The sequence below is a fragment of the Brasilonema bromeliae SPC951 genome, assembly GCF_012912135.1.
Taxonomy (GTDB): domain Bacteria; phylum Cyanobacteriota; class Cyanobacteriia; order Cyanobacteriales; family Nostocaceae; genus Brasilonema; species Brasilonema bromeliae.
In genome coordinates this window covers 7,778-13,692 of sequence record NZ_QMEB01000186.1, presented here as the reverse complement: position 1 = coordinate 13,692, position 5,915 = coordinate 7,778, and the positions used below count along the sequence as shown (strand labels likewise).

The 5,915-nt window shown below is 41.7% G+C and carries 4 protein-coding genes and 1 pseudogene; 3 read left to right on the top strand and 2 right to left on the bottom strand.

All coding sequences use genetic code 11. The features are described 5' to 3' along the window. Nucleotides 1-264 (top strand): annotated as a pseudogene (locus tag DP116_RS20570) (filamentous hemagglutinin N-terminal domain-containing protein); the annotation flags it as partial. Nucleotides 265-291: 27 nt separating this feature from the next. On the opposite strand, the gene DP116_RS20565 reads toward DP116_RS20570, so the two are convergent. Continuing rightward, nucleotides 292-894 carry a Uma2 family endonuclease gene (locus tag DP116_RS20565; RefSeq protein WP_169156937.1) on the bottom strand — a complete coding sequence of 201 codons (603 nt, stop codon included), beginning with the start codon at nucleotides 892-894 and terminating at the stop codon, nucleotides 292-294. 56 nt (nucleotides 895-950) lie between these two features. Between DP116_RS20565 and DP116_RS20560 the strand changes: the two genes are divergently transcribed. Both DP116_RS20560 and DP116_RS20555 read left to right on the top strand, forming a co-directional pair. Further along, nucleotides 951-1,283, top strand: coding sequence for a XisI protein (locus DP116_RS20560; protein ID WP_169156939.1), 333 nt, complete (start codon nucleotides 951-953; stop codon nucleotides 1,281-1,283). A 369-nt stretch (nucleotides 1,284-1,652) separates the two neighbouring features. Next, entirely contained in the window at nucleotides 1,653-4,301 is a 2,649-nt protein-coding gene (locus tag DP116_RS20555; RefSeq protein WP_169156936.1) for a CHAT domain-containing protein, read from the top strand. A 151-nt stretch (nucleotides 4,302-4,452) separates the two neighbouring features. On the opposite strand, the gene DP116_RS20550 is transcribed toward DP116_RS20555, so the two are convergent. Beyond that, entirely contained in the window at nucleotides 4,453-5,274 is an 822-nt protein-coding gene (locus DP116_RS20550; RefSeq protein ID WP_246275724.1) for a DUF928 domain-containing protein, read from the bottom strand. Nucleotides 5,275-5,915: the final 641 nt, after the last annotated feature.

Genomic DNA, 5,915 nt, shown 5'->3' with positions numbered 1-5,915 from the left:
ACTGAACCATTACAAGATACAAGCACTCTATCAGCCTGGGTGAGATTAAGACCAAAACCAGCAAACTCAGCTAAAACAACAATTTCCCCACAACCAACAGCAGTCTCAAATAGTACTAAAGTTGCTGCTGCGACAACTCAAATTGTGGAAGCTACTGGTTGGATAGTCGATAAGAATGGAAATATAGAACTCGTGGCGCAAGCACCTGGTGTCACTCCTCACAGTTCTTGGCAAACTCCTGCTTCTTGTCCTCCATCTCGCTAATATCAGTTCGCTTGACCGAAAGGCGAATTAGTTAAAAATCTGTTGTGCAGTCAAGTTAAACTCAGGAAATGTTGGCGACTGGATGCGGTCATCTCCCCTAAATTGAGTAACTTGATATTCATCGTCTATTAAGTGGTAAATAGAAATTGTTGGTTGTTTGGGGTTGCCAATAAACTGCTTACCCCCCAATGCTAAATAGTCTACAATCCAATATTCAGGAATGCCAATTCCTTCATATTCCCCACGTTTTTTAAAGTAATCGTCACGCCAGTTAGTACTAACAACTTCCACAACGAGCGGAATTGAAGCACCATAAATTAAAGTCGATTCTTTTTTCCATAGGGGTTCTGATGATAAATTACTTTGGTTTACTACCAGCACATCTGGTGAGTAAGCTGATTCCTGATCTGGTGGTTTAACTAATGCTGTTTTGGGTATGAAGTACGGCAGATTTAATCGGTCAAATTCTACACTCAGTTTTCTGACCAAAAAACCTGTAACTTCCTCATGTCCTCCTAATGGCTGCGGCATTTTAACGATGACTCCATCATGCAATTCATAGCGTCCATCTTCCGGTTTCCATTTTGCAAATTCTTCAAATGTTACTAGTTTGTGTAAGGCTTGAGTCATTTTTGTTTCTCCTTTTCATGAGTTGAACCTTACTATTGTTTCCAAATCTTCGTGCAATGGCAAAAATAGAACAGTATCGACAATTTGTTCAAAGTCTACTTACAAAATATGCTGACAACACATCTAATAGTGATGTGGAGGTTCAACTGATATTCGATACAGAGCGAGATCATTATCAATGGATGAGTGTAGGCTGGCGTCAGCTTGACCGAATTTATCGGTGCATCATCCATTTTGACATTAAAGATGGCAAGATTTGGATTCAACAGAACTTGACTGAAGTAGATCTCGCTGAGGAACTCGTCCTTATGGGGGTTCCAACAGAAGACATTGTTCCGGGTCTCATCGCTCCCTATAAACGACAATATACTGGATTCAGCGTAGCTTGAATGACGAGTGCTTATTCGAGATTCAAGATGACATTGACTAACTATATGCCCCAGTCCCGTTTTTGACTGAGGTTATTTTTTCAGATACCTTATATCTTGCACCTGGTCAAAAAATGTCAAAAATCATTATATCTTATTTCACTCCGTTCTCGTCCGCCTAGGACTGGAAGTCCCAGGCTAATAGGCGAAGTCCATTAAAATGGACTACAACTGGAACTTGTCTTTGAGTTATATTTAAGCACTATTTAATCTAAGTATTAGCGGTTGACTCATAATGGTGCAAGATCTCAGATACCCAAAAATCAATCAACCCCCACAGCTTTTAGCAAATACCTGCTTTTTGTCCTGCATCTCGCTAAGGTATGAAATATGCATCCATTTGCACTGACCAAGCGACTCATTAGATTTGCGCTAACTCATGTAGTCCTATTTACCCTTGCTTTTTCCCTAACTATTATCCCCAGCACATTCGCCAAACAACCCCAGACAAATTCAGTAGACAACTTTCACACTCAAACCACCAAACCCCCAACCACTACACCACAGCAGCTTGTCTCTCAAGGAGAAAGGTTTTATCAATCTGGACGGTTTGCTGAAGCGGTAACTGTTTTACAACAAGCTGTCCGCATCTATCAACGAGAAGGCGATCGCCTCCCACAAGCCGCAGCACTCACAAATCTCTCTCTAGCCTTAGAGCAACTCGGCTCATGGAAAGAAGCGTCAAAAGCTATTAATACCAGCTTAAATCTACTTGGCTGGGATGAGAACAATCAAAAGTTAAATGTCAACAATCCCAAGTCAGAATTACTAGAAGTTCTAGCACAAACTCTAGAAATTCAAGCTGGACTGCAACTGGCACAGGGACAGGCAGATGTATCTCTAAAAACATCACAGCAAGCAGAAGAAATTTGGAAGCGCTTAGGTAAACAATATAATACTGGAGTGACGCGCAGCCGTATCAATCAAGCACAAGCTTTACGAGTTTCTGGTTTTTACCGCCGTAGCTTAGACATATTGAATACAGTCTCCCGACAGTTACAAACCCAACCTGACTCACTTGAAAAAGTAACAGCTTTGCGCACCCTTGGTAATGCCCAGCAACAATCAGGTGACTTAGAACAATCCCAGAAAAACTTACAACAAAGCTTAGAAATTGCTCAACGTCTGCAACTGCCCCAAGAAATTAGTGTGATAGAATTTTCTCTTGGTAATACTGCTAGAGCTAATGGTAATAGAAAAAATGCGATCGCTCACTATGAAAAAGCAGCTTTAATTGCGCCAAACCCACTCACCAAAGTTCAAGCCCAAATCAATCAACTGAGCTTGCTTGTCGAGAATAAGAATACAGCAGATCTAGAACTTTCAGATACAACGTCTCTACTAATCCCAACAATCCAATCTCAATTAGCAACTCTACCTACAAATCAAGCTGGTATTTACACACGTGTCAACTTTGCTCGCACTATAACCAAATTTGGTAACAAAAGAGATATAGCCGAGATTTTAGCAACCAGCGTTCAACAAGCTAAAACCATAGGCTCGGAGCGTGCTCAATCCTATGCACTTGGCAGTTTAGCAGAAGTCTACGAGCAAAACAGTCAATGGCAAGAAGCGCAAAATTTGACGCAGCAAGCATTGTTTATCGCTCAAAAAATCTTGGCTTCAGATATAGCTTATCGTTGGGAGTGGCAGTTGGGACGCTTGCTCAAAGCACAAGGAAATATTGAGGGAGCTATAGCTGCTTATGATAGCGCAGTGGCAAGCCTTCAGTCTCTCCGCAGTGACTTAGTAGTAGTTAACCGAGAGGTTCAGTTTAATTTTCGTGATAGTGTAGAACCTATTTATCGGCAGTCAGTAGAGCTACTTTTACAACAGAAAGGACAAGGAAAGCCTGATTTGGATAAAGTTCGCAGGCGAATTGAAGCCTTGCAACTAGCAGAACTGGACAATTTTTTTCGGCAAGCTTGCTTGAGTAACCAATTTGTGGTATTAGACAAAGTGGTAGACCGTGATAATCCTAATACTGCCATTTTTTACCCGATTATTCTAGATAACCAATTAGAAGTTATCCTCAAACTTCCCAACCAACCTTTGATACATAAAACTTCTGTGGTGAAGCGTCAGGAAGTAGAGCAAGTCATTACAAAAATGCGAGAGACGATAGTCGAACCTGATGCTACTAAGAAATTTCAAGTGGTTTCCCAGCAGCTTTATGATTGGTTAATTAAACCAGTTGAAGGTGAACTCAAAAAAAGTAAAGTTAATACTTTAGTCTTTATCCCAGACGGATCACTACGAAACATCCCAGTGTCTGCATTGTATGATGGCGCATTGTATTTAGTTCAGAAGTACGCGATCGCCATTAGCCCAGGATTGCAACTGTTTACCCCCAAACCTCTAGCGCAGGAAAGATTAAACGCTCTTGCTGGAGGACTCTCGCAACCACCAAAGAATGAAAAGTTTGCATCGCTTCCTAACGTTAAGGTTGAATTGAAATTGATTCAGCAATCGGGCATATCGACAACGACATTATTAGATGAAAATTTCAAAAGTACAACTTTAGGAAAAACGATTAACGCCCAACCTTTTAGAGTTGTTCACCTGGCAACTCACGGACAATTTAGCTCTAAAGCAAAAGACACTTTCATCTTAGCAGCCGATGGACGTATCAATGTAAGTCAATTAGATAGCTTGCTCAAAAGTAGAGAGCAAAAACGAACACAGCCAATTGAATTACTGGTTCTGAGTGCTTGCGAAACAGCAGCAGGAGATAACCGTGCTGCATTGGGATTAGCGGGAGTTGCTATTCGAGCTGGGGCGCGGAGTACTCTAGCGTCCTTATGGCAGATTGGGGATGACTCCACTGCTTTGTTTATTAGTGAATTCTACCGTCAGTTAACAACTGGTAAAACTACAGCAGAAGCTTTACGCGAAGCTCAATTAAAGCTGCTGTCTGGTACTGAATACACTCGTCCTCTTAACTGGGCACCTTATGTATTAGTTGGTAATTGGTTGTAGAGAAACAGTTAAGTAAAACCACCAAATGAAACATAAAATGCGTGGTGTCAGAAACCCGGTTTCGCAGAAGTTACCGGGTTTCTAGATTTTACGTTTTTTATGTTGACCAACTTATCATTTGAATCAAGTTTTAACTGATAACTGTTTACTGTTATTTCACCAGAGGAGCCGTAGCAACATTATCCAAGTTGACAGATCTCAATAAACTTTGCCAATCTTCAGCAACAGATGCATCATTAGGATTCTTCTGGCGCAGTTGTGCCAACATAGTCAGAGAATCAAACCAAATACCATTAGCCGCATAGATTGCAACCTTTTGCGCGGGATCAACTGCTGCTTCCAGTTGCTGCATCACACGAGAATCCAAATTCACTCTTTGAATGTCTCCTTCTACATAAATAGGAACACTGGCTGTTTGTTGTTGATTGCAACGGACTTTTAAATACCAGCGATATGTTTTCCCTACTTGCAAGGATGTATTGGATGGAAGAGAAACACCTATAACACCAGGCTTTGGAGGTAGTGCGATCGCATTTTTAGAAATATCGTTTCCCGCACTATCTTGTAAGATAAACTCACCACTTGAGTTCGCTAAATCCTGAGTGTAAGGAACATAAAACCAAAACGTTGGTCGTTCAGAGGTGGTTAGTCCCCCCACAATCCCCGAAATTGATTTGTCTGTCTGTTTGCTAACCTTTTGTTCCTCTCGCAACGGTATTAAGGCAGTGAGTGCAGTTTGAACCGCAGGACAATTACCCCGGCTACCCATTCCTCGTCTACGTCCAGATACAGGACTTAACCGTACGGGTGTTTTTGGGAAAACAAAAACTGGTTGAGAGGTACGTTGTTGAGGTGAAATCCCACCTTTGGTTGGTTGTACAAGCTGCTTGGTCGTTGCTGGTTGTTGAGTTTGGGCTGTTACCTTTGCTGGATAATAGGTGAGGCTGCTCAAAATCAGAGCGATTGTTAGCATCCATTTCATGGACTTCACAGGGTAGGTACAGTTCCTGCTTCCGGCTATTGTTATCATAGTATTAGGACTTAAGCATTGATAAAAGTTGATTTAACAGAGTATCTCTATATTCTTGATAGGCTTGAGATAGTTAAGTTATGCAATTGTCCTGTCAATAGACCGAAAACTTTTGCGATGCTCCGGACGAGGTTCAGGATTTACCCAACCCAAACAGCACATTTCCCCTTAACTGACATCTTGCACCAGCTTCAAACCTGTGGTTTCTTGCAACTCATACAATCACCTCACCCTTGATTTCTCGGCTCAGTTACCCGGTTTTTCTAGTCTTGTTGAGGATGGTGCAAGATCTCAGATCATATCAAGTTCGTCTCATGACTTACAATAAAAAGACCTCATATCATGTCCGGTTGAATAGTTGTCATTGCGAGCGAAGCGAAGCAATCCAACACCTTGCGATTGCTTCACTCCGCTATCGCTGCGTTCGCAATGACATATCATAAGTAATTTACCGGACATGATATCACCCCCTGCCCCAGAGGGGAATTCAAAGTTCAAAATTCAAAGGAGGGCTAGCGAGTGGGGTGAGGTGATTCGTTTTTTATAAGTATTCATCCGGACATGAGATCAATCGCTTCTCTGTC